This is a genomic window from Mesorhizobium sp. M7A.F.Ce.TU.012.03.2.1, assembly GCF_004006095.1.
In the GTDB taxonomy this organism is placed as follows: Bacteria; Pseudomonadota; Alphaproteobacteria; order Rhizobiales; family Rhizobiaceae; genus Mesorhizobium.
The window spans coordinates 565,032-578,663 of record NZ_CP034779.1 but is presented as its reverse complement, the minus strand read 5'-3'; the positions used below and the strand labels follow the sequence as shown (position 1 = coordinate 578,663).

Below are 13,632 nucleotides of genomic sequence, written 5' to 3'. Positions count from 1 at the left end.
GCGCTCGTGAAAACCGCCATGCGCGGCTTTGTCGCCGCCTATGCGGTTTTCCCAACAAAAAAGCCGGGCTGAACCCGGCTTTTTCAAGGTCGTCGAGATGATATCTGGCTATTGGGCAGGCGCCGGTGCCGGTGCGGCCGGAGCCGGGGCGGCGGGAGCGGCCGGCGCGGCACCCTCAGCCGGCTTTGCCGGAGCGGCTGCATCGGCAGGCTTGGCGGGCGCGCCTGCATCGGCGGCGGCACCCGGTGCCGGCAGCGGCTTGGGATTGTCCGACAGCGTGCGCAGATAGGCGATAACGTTGGCGCGGTCTTCTTCCTTCGGCAGGCCGGCAAAGCCCATCGCTGTGCCTTTCACGTCCTTCTTGGGCGACGTGATGAAGTGGTTGAGGTTATCGTAGGTCCACTTCTCTGTGCCGCCCTTGGAATATTCCTTCATCCCCGCCGAATATGCGAAGCCCTCGTGAGAGGCGACCGGACGGTCGACGATGTCCCACAGGTCGGGGCCGACTTTGTTCGGACCGCCTTTTTCGCCGGAATGGCAGGCCTGGCACTTCTTGAAGATGGCAGCGCCTTGTTCGACACTTGCGTTGGCCAAAAGATCTGCGATCGGCTTTTCGGCTGCTGCAGGAGCGGCCGGGCCGCCCTCGGCGGGCTCGGCGGCCTCGATGGCGAAACCGGGCTTTTCCGGCGCCGGCGAGGCAAACAGCGCGTCCGACACAATGCCGACCGAGAAGACGACGAAAACGGTTCCGAGCAATCCGGCGAGCAGTTTGTTGACTTCGTTGGAATCCATACGCCCCTTGCTCCCTTTTCCGGCGGACAGAACCGTCCACTCCGTCCGTCGGTATCGTGACCCGTCCTGCCAGGGCGGTCAAATCGGGCGGAAACTAGGTCTTTTGCTGCGGCGTTGCAACACCTATAAGGGCGCTTCCAGTGAGACCTTTTGCCACTTTCCCTGTCCTCTTTCGAGACGCCTTGCACCCGAAATGTCCACGCTGATCCTGATCCCGGCCCGCATGGCTTCGACCCGCCTGCCGGGCAAGCCGCTGGCCGACATCGCAGGCGCCCCGATGATCGTCCATGTCGCCCGCCGTGCCGCCGAAGCCGGCCTTGGACGGGTGGTGGTGGCGACCGACACCCAAAGCGTGGCGCAGGCGGTGCGCGCGCACGGTTTCGAGGCCGTGATGACGCGCATGGACCACGAATCCGGCTCCGACCGCATCCACGAGGCGCTGATCGCGCTCGACCCCGGGCGCAAGGTCGAAACCATCGTCAATGTGCAGGGCGACCTGCCGACGATCGATCCCCAGATCATCGCCGCGTCGCTCAGGCCTTTCGAGGACGGTGCGGTGGATATCGCCACGCTCGGCGTCGAGATCGTCCGCGATGAGGAAAAGACCAATCCCAATGTCGTCAAGATCGTCGGCTCGCCGCTTTCCGGCAGCAGGCTGAGGGCGCTCTATTTCACCCGCGCCACGGCGCCTTGGGGCGAGGGGCCGCTCTACCATCATGTCGGCCTCTACGCTTACCGCCGCACCGCATTGGAGCGTTTCGTCGCGCTGAAGCCGTCGCAGCTCGAACGGCGCGAGCGGCTGGAACAGTTGCGGGCGCTGGAAGCCGGCATGCGCATCGACGCCGAGATCGTCCAGTCGCTGCCGCTCGGCGTCGACACGCCCGAAGACCTCGAACGCGCCAGAACAATCCTTTCAACCTGAGATATCGGCATGCCTGAAAAGACCAACAGAATATCCTTCCAGGGCGAGCCGGGCGCCAATTCCGACACCGCCAGCCGCAACATGTTCCCTTCGATGGAGCCGTTGCCCTGCCCGACCTTCGAGGATGCGTTCAGCGCGGTCGAGACCGGCAAGGCCGACCTCGCCATGATCCCGATCGAGAACACCATTGCCGGGCGCGTCGCCGATATCCATCATCTCCTGCCGGAATCGAAGCTGCACATCATCGGCGAATATTTCCTGCCCATCCATTTCCAGCTGATGGTGCTGCCGGGCGTCAAGCGCGACGAGATCAAGACGGTGCACAGCCACATCCACGCGCTTGGCCAGTGCCGCAAATACATCCGCAAGAACGGCTGGAAGGCGATCGTCGCCGGCGACACGGCTGGCGCCGCCAAGATGGTCTCCGAGGTCAAGGACCGCAGCATGGCGGCGCTGTCGCCGGCCCTGGCAGCGACCCTCTACGGGCTCGATATCATCGAGCAAAATGTCGAGGACACCGACTCAAACGTCACCCGCTTTGTCGTCCTGACCAAGAACAAGCTATGGGCCGAGCGCCCGTCGCCTGACGTCAAGATGATGACGACCTTCATCTTCCGTGTCCGCAACGTGCCGGCCGCGCTCTACAAGGCGATGGGCGGCTTCGCCACCAACGGCATCAACATGACCAAGCTGGAGAGCTACCAGCTGGGCGCTTTCACGGCGACGCTGTTTTACGCCGACATTGAGGGCCATCCCGACGACCCGCTGGTCAAGCTGGCGCTGGACGAGCTTCGTTTCTTCTCGCGCGAAGTGCGGATTCTGGGCGTCTATCCGGCCAGTGAGTCGCGTGAGCAGTGGAAGGTGGCGGACTGATCGCTACTGGGCATGATCTCCGGACAAACGAACCGTTTGTCCTAGAAAACCGGTTTCCCCTTTTCGGGACCATGCCCTAAATCACCGCGCCTAGCGGCACATAGTCGATCTCCATGAAGGTCTCGACCTCCGGCACCCAGCGGTCGCGCACGAAGGCGACATGGTCGGGATGGTCGTTGTACCTGTTGTAGGCAGCCTGGTCGGCGAACTCCATCGAGAAGCCAAAACGATAGTCGTTCTTGGGGCTGATCTGCCGCAATTGCTCGAAATGCGTGACGCCCCTGATCGCGGTGAGGATTTTCTTGGCGTCGACCAGGAACCGCTTTTCCTCCAGCGAATGCGGCGGATGCTTCAGCGTGAAAACGACGGTGTGACGGATCATGTCCTGCTCCTGCAATGTCTTTCGGTGTTCGCTGCCATCATTCCGAGTCGACCCAGGCGCGGATAAGGTGATGCGCAATGGCGCCTTTCGGCGGCGTGACCAGATTGTCCTTGTGCGTCCTTTCCAGCATCAGGCGCACCTCGTCGCGAAAAAACCAGCGGCAGTCCTCAAGCTCGTTGAGATCGGCCTGGATGTCGTCGTTGAGCGGCTCGCCGAAGCAGCCGATCATCAGCGAATAGGGAAACGGCCAGGGCTGGCTGGCGTGGTAGACGACGCGGCCAAGCCGGATGCCGGCCTCTTCCAGCGTCTCGCGGCGCACCGCCGCCTCGATCGTCTCGCCCGGCTCGATGAAGCCGGCAAGGGCCGAGTACATGCCCGGCGCGAAATGCCGGCCGCGCCCGAGCAGGCACTTCTCCCGCGTTGCCGTCAGCATGATCGCCACCGGGTCGGTGCGCGGAAAATGCTCGGTGTCGCAATTCGGGCAATGGCGCTTGTAGCCGCCCGCCCGCATCTGCGATTCTGTACCGCATTTGCTGCAGAAGCGATGGCTGGCATGCCAGGCAAGCAGGGCCGCCCCTTGCGCCATCGCGCCAGCCGCCGCCTCGTCGATCAGCCCTTGCATGTAGACCGAGCGGTAGTCGATGGCCTTGACTGTTTCCGGAAGCTGTTCGGGTTCGACGCCGGCGGGCACGGCCAGCACCGGTCCTCGTTCGGAAAAGCCGAGCAGGATGCCTTGCGCCAGGGAAACCTTGAAGGGCTCGCTCTCGGTGGCGCCGAACCAGGGATCGAGAGCGCCGCCATCGCCGAGCTTCAGATAGAGCCGGCCGCCATGCATCAGAAGCAGCCGCGTCGCCGGATCGGCCAGCGCCTTGTCGACCGAGTCGTCGGCCCGGTTCTCGGACTGCCGGTCGATCGTGTTGCCGGCGAAGCCGACGAACTGGCTCGGCTCGCGCAAAGGCGCGTCAAACAGGCGGAAGCTCATGGGGACTCTGGAATATGTTGAGGGATGGACACTGGGAACGCTTATAGCGCCGCCTTGATCGTTTCGGCAAACCGTCGCAAGTCGGAACGTTGATAGGGCTCTCGCAGGCCATGTCCCCACACAGGGCCTGGCCAGCCGGGATCGCCTTCCGAACGCGCGATGACATGGATGTGCAGCTGGCGCACGATGTTGCCGAGGGCGCCGGTGTTGATCTTGGCGCAGCCGGTCGCCTTCTTCAGCGCCTGCGCCACCATATTGGTCTCGAAGGTCAGCATCGCCTGGTCGAGCGGCGTCATGTCATGGATTTCCTCCGCGCCGGGCCGCTGCGGCACCAGCAGCAGCCATGGCCAGCGGCGGTCGTTCATCACCCGCAATTCGCACAGCCCAAGCCACATCAACTGTTCGCTGTCCGCCTCCAGCCGTGCGTCCAGCGTAAATCCGGCCTCCAGGCCCGGCAACATCGGCGTTTCCCTTGCTTTTCTTGGTTTGCTCAACACATGAAGGCTAGAGCGGCGGCAAGGGGGCTGCAAGCGAATCATTGCGCCCTCACGGTTTGGTGCGCCGATTCGACATTTAACGATTTCTTCGGCGGACTTGCATTTCGTCGCGCAATTGCCGATATGGAAAGCGGGAGGTTGGTGGTGGACGATCCACTCGCCAACCGGGTCAGGTCCGGAAGGAAGCAGCCCTAACGAGCCCGGAACGGGTCATTGTTCCAGCCTCCCACCTCATCGGCCCCTCTCGCGACATTGACGACGCATTGCAGCGCGGGCGAGACTATGCGCAGGAATCGGCCGCCTTCGGGCGCGGCCATTTGGAGCTTTACGGGCGTATGAGCGAAGCCGGAAATTCGGGACCAAAAAGCCTGGAGATAGGCAAGGCCGCCGCCTATCGCGTGCTGGCGCGCAAGTACCGTCCTTCGAATTTTTCCGAGTTGGTCGGCCAGGAGCCGATGGTGCGCACCCTCACCAACGCCTTTGCCACCGGCCGCATCGCCCAGGCCTGGATGCTGACCGGCGTGCGCGGCGTCGGCAAGACCACGACGGCGCGCATACTCGCGCGGGCCCTGAATTATAAAACCGCCGATATCGACCAGCCTTCGGTCGACCTCGCCGTCCTCGGCGAACATTGCCAGGCGATCATGGAAGGCCGCCATGTCGACGTCATCGAGATGGACGCCGCCTCGCACACCGGCATCGACGACATCAGGGATATCATCGAGCGCGTTCGCTATGCGCCGGTCTCGGCCCGCTACAAGGTCTACATCATCGACGAAGTGCACATGCTGTCGACGCAGGCCTTCAACGGCCTGCTGAAGACGCTGGAAGAGCCGCCGCCGCACGTCAAATTCATCTTCGCCACCACCGAAATCCGCAAGGTCCCGATCACCGTCCTGTCGCGCTGCCAGCGCTTCGACCTGAGGCGCATCGACGCCGGCGCGCTGGTCGCGCATCTGTCCTCGATCTCGGCCCAGGAAGGCATTTCTGTCGACGACGACGCGCTGGCGATGATCGCGCGCGCCGCCGAAGGCTCGGCCCGTGATTCGCTTTCCATCCTCGACCAGGCGATTGCCCATGGCGCCGGCTCTGTCGGCGCCGATGCGGTTCGGGCGATGCTCGGGCTCGCCGACCGCGCCCGCATCGTCGACCTGTTCGAACATGTGATGAAGGGCGATGTGGCGGCAGCCCTTGGCGAATTCCGTGCGCAATATGACACCGGCGCCGATCCAGCCGCCGTGCTGACCGATCTTGCCGAATTCAACCATCTCGTCACCCGGCTGCGTTTCGTGCCGACGGCCATCGAGGATGCCTCGCTATCTGAGGACGAGCGGCAGCGCGGCGCCGATTTCGCCAGGACGCTGTCGGTCAGGGTGCTGTCGCGGACATGGCAGATGCTGCTCAAGGGCATTCCCGAAGTGCAGTCCTCCAACCGGCCGGTCAGTGCCGCCGAAATGGTGCTGATCCGGCTGGCGCATGCCGCCGATCTGCCGACGCTGGACGAGGCGCTGAGATCGCTCGAGGGCGCTGCCCCCATGCAGAATGGCGCGCCGCGCCCGAATGGGACGCCGGCAAGTTCCGGCAATGGCGGTGGTGCCAGCGCGGTGGCGCAGACGCGCATGCCATCCGGATCGGGCGGGGCACAGAGCATGCGGCTGGTCGAAGCCTCGCCTGCTGCCGTTGCCTACGTCGCTCCGCCGGAGCCTGCCATGGAATCGGCGCCGCTGAAATCGCTGGCCGACATCATTGCGCTCGCCGATGCGCAACGCGACATCGCCTTCAAGGTGCTGGTCAAGAGCTGCATCCGGTTCGTGCGTATCGAGCCCGGCCGCATCGACGTCGGCCTGACCAGCGATGCGCCCAAGATGCTGCTCAACGACCTGACGACGAAGCTTCGCGCCTGGACCGGCCGCAGCTGGCTGGTCTCGCTGTCAAAGGAAGAGGGCGGCCAGACGCTCGCCGAAATGGAATCGGCCAAACGCGAGACGGCATTTCTCGATGCCAAGAGCGATCCCACCGTGGCCGCCATCCTGGCGCGCTTTCCCGGTGCCAAGATCATCGACGTGCGCATTCCAGACGCGCCGGAAGCCGAAACGACAGAGGCTGAAGTGCCGGTAGAGCCGCCGGCTGACGACGATGAAACCTGATCCAGCCACGAATCCGCAAAGGACCCGACCATGAAAGATCTTCTCGGCCTGATGGGCAAGGCGAAGGAAATGCAGGCCAAGTTCCAGGCCATGCAGGACGAGATCGCCACGCTGGAAGCGTCCGGCCAGGCCGGCGGCGGCCTGGTCAATGTGACGCTGACCGGAAAATTCGAGATGAAGTCGCTGAAGATCGATCCGTCTCTGTTCAAGGAAGACGATGTCGAGATCCTGGAAGACCTGGTGCTGGCCGCTCACAACGACGCCAAGACCAAGGTCGAGCAGATCATGCAGGAAAAGACCAAGGCGCTGACCGCAGGTCTGCCGATCCCGCCGGGAATGAAACTGCCCTTCTAGCATTCGGCGCGCGCGCCCATGATCGCCATGACCGAAGAGCCCTCCGAAAGACTGATCGAGCAGCGTATCCGCAACAGGATCTACGAGATCCTGGAAATCCTGGCCGATTGTGACGACGGCGTCGATCTCGTCGGCATCAAGGGTTATTTCTATCTGTTCGAGGATTTCGTCCATCGCCCGTCGATCGAAGCCGGCACATCGGCGCTTTCAAAGGACGAGCGCGCGATCGTGCTGGAGATCGCCGAGTTCCTGGAGGCAGCGAGCGAGACAAATCCGGACTTCACCAAGGCTGAGTTCATAGACAGCGACTGGCCGGGAAAGATCGCGCCGACGGCCAGGGAGGCGCGGACGCTGTTCCTCCGGCGCGGCCTGTTTTCGGAGAAGGTCGAGGAGCTTGAGCCCGGCCAGCCGGCGGCCATCACAGTGGGGCACTAATTCACTTTTAGGCCATGCAGCTGTACCAAATTGGCAACAGAGACTCATCAATAACGTTTTGGCCATCATTTTGCCCGAAAGTGTCTCATTCTTGCCGCAGCCTGGGGGCGGGCATGGAAGTGAGAGGGTTACCTGTTGATTGCCACGCGATGGAAGACGCCGCTGTTGCTCTGCGCCGTCATTTCACCCCTGTTTTTGGCTGCCTGCAGCCAGACCACGTCACACGGCATGTCCGTCGCCAGCCTGACCGACGCCATCACGCCGGGTTTCCTCAGCTCACGGGCCTACAGCCACACGCCAAAGGACAAGGAATGCCTGGAACGGGCGATGTTCTTTGAATCCAACCGATCGAGCCGCGACGGCATGATCGCGGTCGGCACGGTGGTGATGAACCGGCTGCGCTCCGGCAAGCACGGCAGCACCATCTGCCAGGTGGTGGGCGAGCGCGGGCAGTTCGCCCCCGGCGTCATGACAAGGCCGATGAATTCACGCGCAATGCCCGATGTCGAAGAGGCTGCCGAGGCGGTGCTCAAGGGTGAGCGCAAGGCCAAGCTCAAGAACACCATGTTCTTCCACACCGCCGGCTTACGCTTCCCCTACAAGAACATGCACTACACCATGGTTGCCGGCGGCAATGCCTTCTACGAGAAGCGCGGCCGCAACTGGCAGCCGCTGCCGGACGAGCCGCAGGTCGCCATTGCCTCGGCGGCGCCGCAGAAGCCAGCGGAGCCGGTGACGATGGTCGCGTCCGCCGAGCCGGTGCGTCCGGCCAAGCCGGCGACCGTCCGGTCCGTCCCTGCCCAGCAGACCTATATGACCGCGGCCGCCGCGCCGACCGCGAAATCCGCGCGTGTCTCGGCGGAGCCGACGGTGGTGGCGATGCAGGAGCCGATGGAGGAACCGGATGCCGCCCGTTTTGGCGGAACCTTGAACACAAGGACAAGGGTCATCTCCTCGGTCGAGGAAGCGCCGCAAGAGGCGTCTATGGGATTCCAGTCGACGCCTGAGAACACCGACGCTGTCGGCGCGATGATCGTCAGCCAGGGCCGGCCGCTCGAAACCAACTGATCTGCTCTCCATGGTCCCCATGGGCCCCGCCCATTTTGGTCCGCCAAGGCCAATATGGCGGTCATGCATATGCGGATGTTCCAAAGCGCTCTGAAAAATCCTAGATCAGAGCGATGTCGAAGCGAATCGCCGGTCCCGAGATCGAACGTCTGATCCAGCTCCTGGCCAAGGTGCCGGGGCTGGGTCCCCGGTCGGCCAGGCGTGCGGCCCTTCATCTGATCAAGAAGAAGGAGCAGCTTTTGTCGCCGCTTGCCGCCGCCATGGCCGAGGCGGCCGACAAAGTGCGCATCTGCTCGACCTGCGGCAATGTCGACACATCGGACCCTTGCATGATCTGCACCGATCCGCGCCGCGATGCCGGCACCATCATCGTCGTCGAGGACGTCTCCGACCTGTGGGCGCTGGAACGCGCGGCGGCGATGAATGTGCGCTACCACGTACTCGGAGGCACATTGTCGCCGCTCGACGGCATCGGCCCCGACCAGCTCAACATGCGCTCGCTGGTCGACCGCGTTGCCGGTGGCGAGGTCAAGGAGATCATCCTCGCCGTCAATGCGACGGTGGAGGGCCAGACGACCGCGCATTACCTCACCGATCAGCTGTCCGGCTTCGACATCAAGGTGACACGGCTCGCGCATGGCGTGCCGGTCGGCGGCGAACTCGACTATCTCGACGAGGGCACGCTGGCCGCGGCGCTACGCTCGCGGACGGCGTTTTGACGCAATTGGCGGGGATGCTTGCTGAGATGACTGCCACGGAACGCAACCTTCGCAATCTCATCTCTGCACTTCTTCTGGCCGCGCTAGCCAGTCTCTTCATTTCCACCCCCGCCTCCGCCGCAAAGATCGACGACCAGTTCCGCGCCTGGCTGCAGAACGACCTGTGGCCGCAGGCCAAGTCACAAGGCATTTCCAAAACCACCTTCGATGCCGCCTTCGACGGCATCAAGCCCAATCTGAAGCTGCCCGACCTGGTCAAGCCGGGCGATAAGGCGACCACGCCGCGGAAGCAGCACCAGGCCGAATTCGGCTCACCCGGCGCCTATTTCGCCGAGAAGACCGTTCGCGCGGTGACGGCGGGCGGGCGGGCGCGCGAAGCCACCAATGCCAGGACACTTGCATCAATCGAAAAGCGCTACGGCGTGCCGGGCGAAGTGCTGCTGGCGATCTGGGGCCGCGAGACCGGATTCGGCGCGGCAAAAATACCCTACGACGCCTTCGAGGTGCTGGGCACCAAGGCGTTCATGTCGACCAGGAAGGACTTCTTCCGCACCGAGTTGCTTGCTGCACTCGAGATCGTCGAGCGCGGGCTGGCTCCGGTCGGCGCGATGAAATCGTCCTGGGCCGGAGCGCTCGGCCAGCCGCAATTCATGCCGACCTCGTTCCTGAAACATGCCGTCGATTTCGACGGCGACGGCCGCGCCGACATCTGGAACTCGACGCCGGACGTGCTGGCCTCGATCGCCAATTATCTCGTCCATTACGGTTGGGTAAAGGGCCGTGGCTGGGGTTTCGAGGTGACGGTGCCGGAAAGCGTTTCCTGTTCGTTGGAAGGCCCGGACCAGGGCAAGAAAATCTCGCAATGGGCTGATATGGGCATCAAGCGCGTTGGCGGCAAACCGTTTCCGGCAAGTGAGCTGAAGGCCGAGGGTTTTCTGTTGATGCCGGCAGGGCGCAGCGGCCCGGCCTTTATCGCCACACCCAATTTCTACGTGCTGAAGCAATACAACACCAGCGACCTCTACGCGCTGTTCATCGGCCACGGCGCCGACCGCATCGCCCATGGCGATGGCAATTTCGCCGGCAGCTGGGGCGCGGTTGGCGGGCTCCACCGTTCGGACATCGCCGCTCTGCAACGCGCGCTGGAAGCCCAGGGCTATGATGTCGGCAGCGCCGATGGCCTGCCCGGCTTCAAGACCCGCCGTTCGATCGGCGCTTGGCAAGCCAAGAACGGCCGCGCCGCCACCTGCTTCCCTGACGCCGGCTTGGTCGCGGCGCTGAAGTAGCCGCGACATTCGCCAGATTTTCCCCGATCGGCAGCCTCTATTGGCTGGCTTATGCGTCGACATCCACCGGCCTTTCTGGCCCATTGAGCCGTCGTATAAATGCTCGTTGCCCGCCACGAGGCCGCCGGATATGGTGTTGACCAACTGGACAAAAACCGCAACGGTAAGAGGTCAGTGGGGCCGTCTCAAGGCCCGAAAAGAATTCCACAACCCTGAGCCGGGAACTCAGGTCAACAAACAACAAAACAGGGAACAATCACGATGATGATGGAAAAGTTTGCTCTACGCTCTCGCTTCCTGCTCGCGGGTGCAGCCATGTCCGCGCTGCTTCTGGCCGGCGCACCCGCCGGTGCGGTCACGCCCGCCGACACGCTGGTCGAAGGTTTCGCGATCGACGACATCATCTCCATGGATCCGGGCGAGGCGTTCGAGCTGTCGACCGCCGAGGTCACCGGCAACACCTATGATCTGCTTGTCCGTCTCGACCTCAGCGACACCTCCAAGGTCAAGGGAGACCTTGCCGAAAGCTGGACCGTCTCCGACGACGGCCTGACCTACACATTCAAGCTCAAGCCCGGCCTGAAATTCGCCTCCGGCAATCCGATCACCGCCGCCGACGTCGCCTGGTCTTTCGAACGTGTGGTCAAGCTCGACAAAAGCCCGGCCTTCATCATCGGCCAGTTCGGCATCAACGGCGACAACGTCGCCGAGAAGGCCAAGGCGGTCGACGAGACCACCTTCCAGTTCACCGTCGACAAGGCCTATGCCCCGAGCTTCGTGCTGAACTGTCTGTCGGCAACGGTCGCGTCGGTGGTCGACGCCAAGCTGGTCAAGGAACATGTCGCTGCGGTGACGCCGAGCGCCGACTACAAATGGGACAATGATTTCGGCAATGCCTGGCTGAAGACCGGCTATGCCGGCTCCGGCGTCTTCAAGCTGCGCGAATGGCGTGCCAATGAGGCAGTCGTTCTCGAGCGCAACGACAATTACTACGGCGAGAAGGCCAAGCTTGCCCGCGTCATCTACCGCAACATGAAGGAAAGCTCGGGCCAGCGCCTGGCGCTCGAAGCCGGCGACATCGACGTTGCCCGCAATCTCGAGCCGAACGATCTCGACGCCATCGCCAAGAATGCTGATCTGACCTCGACCAGCGCGCCGAAGGGCACGGTCTATTACATCAGCCTCAACCAGAAGAATGCCAACCTTGCCAAGCCGGAGGTACGCCAAGCGTTCAAATACCTGGTAGACTATGATGCGCTGAGCTCGACGATCCTCAAGGGCATCGGCGAAATCCACCAGACCTTCCTGCCCAAGGGCGTGCTCGGCGAATTGGATGAGAATCCGTTCAAGCTCGATGTCGCCAAGGCCAAGGAATTGCTGGCCAAGGCCGGTCTGCCCGACGGCTTCAGCGTAACCATGGACGTACGCACCGGCCAGCCGACGACCGGCATGGCGGAATCGATCCAGCAGACGCTTGGCCAGGCCGGCATCAAGCTCGAGATCATCCCGGGCGACGGCAAGCAGACGCTGACCAAATATCGCGCCCGCAACCACGACATCTATATCGGCCAGTGGGGCCAGGACTATTTCGACCCGAATTCCAACGCCCAGACCTTTGCCTCGAACCCGGACAATTCGGATGCGGGCAAGTCCAAGACGCTCGCCTGGCGCAACGCCTGGGACATTCCGGACCTGACCAAGGAAACGGAAGCAGCACTGCTCGAGAAGGACGCCGGTAAACGCGCTGACATGTACAAGGATCTGCAGAAGAAGATCCTGGACACCAGCCCCTTCGTCGTCATCCACCAGCAGCTGGAAGTCGCCGGCCTGCGCAAGAACCTCAAGGGCTTTGCGCTCGGCCCGAGCTTCGACAGCAATTTCGTCGGGCCGGTGTCCAAGGAATAGTGCTCGCGGACACGCCGCATGAGCACGGTTGAAAAGGAAGTGGCGGCGGGGCGTGGCAGCGCCCGCGCCGTCGCTATTGCGTCATCGCTTGGCCGTTTCCTGGTCATTGCGATCACGACCTATCTTGGTCTGCTCGCGGTCACCTTCTTCATCGGCCGCGTCATTCCGATCGACCCGGTGCTGGCGGTGCTCGGCGACCGGGCGCCGGCCAATGTCGTCGAGCGCACGCGCCGGGAGATGGGCCTCGACCTGCCGTTGATCGAGCAGTTCTACATCTATGTGAAAAATGCCCTGAACGGTAATTTCGGCATCTCCGTGCTGACCACCAATCCGGTCATGACCGACATTCGCCGGGCGCTGCCGGCCACCACCGAACTGGCGACGCTGGGAACGCTTATCGGGGCGCTGTTCGGCGTGCCGCTCGGCGTGCTGGCGGCGGTCAAGCGCGGCAGTCTCATCGACCAGATCGTGCGCATCATCGGCCTGATCGGCTATTCCGTGCCGATCTTCTGGCTCGGCCTGCTGGCGCTGGTGCTGTTCTATGCCAAGCTGCAATGGGTTGCCTTCCCGGCGCGGCTCGACGTCGTCTACGAATACACTTTTACGCCGATCACCGGCTTCTATCTCCTCGACTCCGCGATGCAGGGGCAGTGGGACGTGTTTTACGACGCCTTCCGCCACATCATCCTGCCGGCATCGCTGCTCGGCTACTTCTCGCTCGCCTATATCAGCCGCATGACGCGCTCGTTCATGCTCAACGAACTGTCCCAGGAATACATCGTCGCGGCACGCGCCAAGGGCCTGTCGGAAACCCGCATCATCTGGGGCCACGCGCTGCGCAATGCGGCGGTGCCGATGGTGACGGTGATCGCGCTCTCCTATGCCGGGCTGCTCGAAGGCTCGGTGCTCACCGAAACAGTGTTCTCGTGGCCGGGCATCGGCCTTTACATCACCAATTCGCTGCAGAACGCCGACATGAATGCGGTGCTCGGCGGCACCATCGTCATCGGCTCGGTTTTCATCGCCATCAATCTCCTCTCCGACCTGCTGTATCGGGTGCTCGATCCGAGGACGAAGGTTCAATGAGCAGAGGTATTCCACTTTCGGGCCTAGAGCAGTTCACCGTTTCACGGAAACGGCGACCCGCTCTAACTCCTTATTTTTACGCAATTCCGGACGGAAAACCGTTTCACACTTTTCCTGGAATTGCTGCGGCCAATCACCCCCACTCCGGCCCTTCGGGCCACCTCTCCCCCTGCCCGGGGGAGAG

Annotated in this window: 14 protein-coding genes and 1 other RNA gene; 11 read left to right on the top strand and 4 right to left on the bottom strand. The window is 63.1% G+C overall.

Features of this window, described 5'->3' with window-relative positions:
* Positions 1-108: 108 nt before the first annotated feature.
* Positions 109-792: a cytochrome c family protein gene (locus tag EJ079_RS02750; protein WP_127807985.1), complete on the bottom strand. Its 684-nt coding sequence runs from the start codon at positions 790-792 to the stop codon at positions 109-111.
* 193 nt (positions 793-985) lie between these two features.
* On the opposite strand from EJ079_RS02750, the gene EJ079_RS02745 reads away from it, so the two are divergent.
* Together EJ079_RS02745 and EJ079_RS02740 are read left to right on the top strand one after the other, a co-directional pair.
* The gene (locus EJ079_RS02745) at positions 986-1,714 is read left to right on the top strand and encodes a 3-deoxy-manno-octulosonate cytidylyltransferase (RefSeq protein ID WP_127807984.1); all 729 of its coding nucleotides are present in this window, start codon (positions 986-988) and stop codon (positions 1,712-1,714) included.
* Between the two features lie 9 nt (positions 1,715-1,723).
* Positions 1,724-2,587 (top strand): prephenate dehydratase, encoded by an 864-nt coding sequence (locus EJ079_RS02740; RefSeq protein ID WP_127807983.1) that lies wholly within the window; start codon positions 1,724-1,726, stop codon positions 2,585-2,587.
* Positions 2,588-2,663: 76 nt separating this feature from the next.
* Here the strand turns inward: EJ079_RS02740 and EJ079_RS02735 are convergent, their stop codons facing one another.
* From EJ079_RS02735 to EJ079_RS02725, 3 genes are read right to left on the bottom strand one after another with little or no spacing between them, the layout of a single operon-like run.
* The gene (locus tag EJ079_RS02735) at positions 2,664-2,969 is read right to left on the bottom strand and encodes a Dabb family protein (RefSeq protein WP_127268465.1); all 306 of its coding nucleotides are present in this window, start codon (positions 2,967-2,969) and stop codon (positions 2,664-2,666) included.
* Between the two features lie 37 nt (positions 2,970-3,006).
* Positions 3,007-3,951 (bottom strand): NAD(+) diphosphatase, encoded by a 945-nt coding sequence (gene nudC, locus EJ079_RS02730; protein ID WP_127807982.1) that lies wholly within the window; start codon positions 3,949-3,951, stop codon positions 3,007-3,009.
* A 41-nt stretch (positions 3,952-3,992) separates the two neighbouring features.
* Positions 3,993-4,412, bottom strand: a complete 420-nt coding sequence (locus EJ079_RS02725) for an HIT family protein (protein ID WP_127807981.1) — start codon at positions 4,410-4,412, stop codon at positions 3,993-3,995.
* Between the two features lie 169 nt (positions 4,413-4,581).
* Here EJ079_RS02725 and ffs point away from each other — a divergent pair.
* From ffs to EJ079_RS02680, 9 genes are all read left to right on the top strand, one after another.
* Positions 4,582-4,678: signal recognition particle sRNA small type (ffs, locus tag EJ079_RS02720), an RNA gene on the top strand.
* 105 nt (positions 4,679-4,783) lie between these two features.
* Positions 4,784-6,595: a DNA polymerase III subunit gamma/tau gene (locus tag EJ079_RS02715; protein ID WP_127807980.1), complete on the top strand. Its 1,812-nt coding sequence runs from the start codon at positions 4,784-4,786 to the stop codon at positions 6,593-6,595.
* Between the two features lie 30 nt (positions 6,596-6,625).
* Positions 6,626-6,949 carry a YbaB/EbfC family nucleoid-associated protein gene (locus EJ079_RS02710; protein WP_013527931.1) on the top strand — a complete coding sequence of 108 codons (324 nt, stop codon included), beginning with the start codon at positions 6,626-6,628 and terminating at the stop codon, positions 6,947-6,949.
* 27 nt (positions 6,950-6,976) lie between these two features.
* Entirely contained in the window at positions 6,977-7,384 is a 408-nt protein-coding gene (locus EJ079_RS02705) for a hypothetical protein (RefSeq protein ID WP_127272517.1), read from the top strand.
* Positions 7,385-7,519: 135 nt separating this feature from the next.
* The gene (locus tag EJ079_RS02700; protein WP_127319775.1) at positions 7,520-8,452 is read left to right on the top strand and encodes a cell wall hydrolase; all 933 of its coding nucleotides are present in this window, start codon (positions 7,520-7,522) and stop codon (positions 8,450-8,452) included.
* A gap of 113 nt (positions 8,453-8,565) precedes the next feature.
* Entirely contained in the window at positions 8,566-9,171 is a 606-nt protein-coding gene (recR, locus tag EJ079_RS02695) for a recombination mediator RecR (RefSeq protein ID WP_027039603.1), read from the top strand.
* A gap of 26 nt (positions 9,172-9,197) precedes the next feature.
* Complete coding sequence (locus EJ079_RS02690; protein WP_127807979.1) at positions 9,198-10,457, top strand: lytic murein transglycosylase; 1,260 nt, start codon at positions 9,198-9,200, stop codon at positions 10,455-10,457.
* Positions 10,458-10,718: 261 nt separating this feature from the next.
* Positions 10,719-12,362, top strand: coding sequence for an ABC transporter substrate-binding protein (locus tag EJ079_RS02685; RefSeq protein ID WP_127807978.1), 1,644 nt, complete (start codon positions 10,719-10,721; stop codon positions 12,360-12,362).
* A gap of 18 nt (positions 12,363-12,380) precedes the next feature.
* The gene (locus EJ079_RS02680; protein ID WP_127319783.1) at positions 12,381-13,448 is read left to right on the top strand and encodes an ABC transporter permease; all 1,068 of its coding nucleotides are present in this window, start codon (positions 12,381-12,383) and stop codon (positions 13,446-13,448) included.
* Positions 13,449-13,632 lie beyond the last annotated feature (184 nt).

What these genes read in the sequence shown, in the direction of transcription:
- recR (WP_027039603.1), top strand. Translation starts at nt 8,566, where the DNA reads ATGTCGAAGCGAATCGCCGGTCCCGAGATCGAACGTCTGATCCAGCTC.
- EJ079_RS02685 (WP_127807978.1), top strand. Translation starts at nt 10,719, where the DNA reads ATGATGATGGAAAAGTTTGCTCTACGCTCTCGCTTCCTGCTCGCGGGT.
- EJ079_RS02680 (WP_127319783.1), top strand. Translation starts at nt 12,381, where the DNA reads ATGAGCACGGTTGAAAAGGAAGTGGCGGCGGGGCGTGGCAGCGCCCGC.
- nudC (WP_127807982.1), bottom strand. Translation starts at nt 3,951, where the DNA reads ATGAGCTTCCGCCTGTTTGACGCGCCTTTGCGCGAGCCGAGCCAGTTC.
- EJ079_RS02735 (WP_127268465.1), bottom strand. Translation starts at nt 2,969, where the DNA reads ATGATCCGTCACACCGTCGTTTTCACGCTGAAGCATCCGCCGCATTCG.
- EJ079_RS02745 (WP_127807984.1), top strand. Translation starts at nt 986, where the DNA reads ATGTCCACGCTGATCCTGATCCCGGCCCGCATGGCTTCGACCCGCCTG.
- EJ079_RS02690 (WP_127807979.1), top strand. Translation starts at nt 9,198, where the DNA reads ATGACTGCCACGGAACGCAACCTTCGCAATCTCATCTCTGCACTTCTT.
- EJ079_RS02710 (WP_013527931.1), top strand. Translation starts at nt 6,626, where the DNA reads ATGAAAGATCTTCTCGGCCTGATGGGCAAGGCGAAGGAAATGCAGGCC.
- EJ079_RS02715 (WP_127807980.1), top strand. Translation starts at nt 4,784, where the DNA reads ATGAGCGAAGCCGGAAATTCGGGACCAAAAAGCCTGGAGATAGGCAAG.
- EJ079_RS02725 (WP_127807981.1), bottom strand. Translation starts at nt 4,412, where the DNA reads ATGTTGCCGGGCCTGGAGGCCGGATTTACGCTGGACGCACGGCTGGAG.
- EJ079_RS02750 (WP_127807985.1), bottom strand. Translation starts at nt 792, where the DNA reads ATGGATTCCAACGAAGTCAACAAACTGCTCGCCGGATTGCTCGGAACC.
- EJ079_RS02705 (WP_127272517.1), top strand. Translation starts at nt 6,977, where the DNA reads ATGACCGAAGAGCCCTCCGAAAGACTGATCGAGCAGCGTATCCGCAAC.
- EJ079_RS02740 (WP_127807983.1), top strand. Translation starts at nt 1,724, where the DNA reads ATGCCTGAAAAGACCAACAGAATATCCTTCCAGGGCGAGCCGGGCGCC.